The 782-nt window shown below is 65.7% G+C and carries 1 protein-coding gene and 1 pseudogene; one reads left to right on the top strand and one right to left on the bottom strand.

Features of this window, described 5'->3' with window-relative positions:
- Positions 1 to 114: pseudogene (locus tag G3N93_RS40720) on the bottom strand (ATPase); the annotation flags it as partial.
- Positions 115 to 256: 142 nt separating this feature from the next.
- Between G3N93_RS40720 and G3N93_RS40715 the strand changes: the two are divergent.
- On the top strand, positions 257 to 782 hold a 526-nt coding region (locus tag G3N93_RS40715; protein WP_206135600.1), incomplete at its 3' end, for a DNA-3-methyladenine glycosylase I.

Genomic DNA, 782 nt, shown 5'->3' with positions numbered 1-782 from the left:
CCCCGACGGGCCGCCGCGCCCCTGCGCGAGCTCGCGCCCGTGCCGGTCGGCCAGCACCGCACGCGTGCCCGTGCCGCCGCCGTCGATGCCGATCGCAAAAAGTAATGCCGCCATGCCTTCATCCCGCTGATTCGAACAGGCGCCAAGCTTAACCGGATCGGCGCCGCGCGCCCATCTGCCGTTCGGCCGGCTGTTCCGTGAAAGGGGCTTCCGCTATGCTGACGCGATCGAATCGATACGGAAAGCGAGGCAGACGATGTCGCAGCGGTGCAACTGGGTGAAGACGGAAGCGGACGCTCACTATCACGATACCGAGTGGGGCGTGCCGTCGCACGACGATCGCCACCTGTTCGAAATGCTGATCCTGGAAGGCGCACAGGCCGGGCTGTCGTGGTCGACGATCCTGAACAAGCGCGCGGGCTATCGCGAAGCCTTTGCGGATTTCGACGTCGATGCGGTCGCGCGCTTCACGCCGAAGCGCATCGAGAAGCTGCTGGAGAATCCCGGCATCGTGCGCAACCGCGCGAAGGTCGAATCGGCGGTCACCAATGCGCGCGCCGTGCAGCGTATCCGCGAGGAGCACGGCTCGCTCGCCGCATTCCTGTGGTCGTTCGTCGGCAATACGCCGATCCAGAACGCGTGGCAGTCGTACCGCGACGCGCCGGCGTCGACCGAACAGTCCGACGCGCTCAGCAAGGCGCTGAAGGCTTACGGCTGCAAGTTCGTCGGTTCGACGATCTGCTATGCGCTGATGCAGGCCACCGGCATGGTCACAGATCACA

It is taken from the genome of Burkholderia sp. Se-20378, from assembly GCF_017104665.1.
In the GTDB taxonomy this organism is placed as follows: domain Bacteria; phylum Pseudomonadota; class Gammaproteobacteria; order Burkholderiales; family Burkholderiaceae; genus Burkholderia; species Burkholderia lata.
Note: the sequence above shows the minus strand (reverse complement) of the source record. Positions and strands in the feature narration are given on the sequence as shown.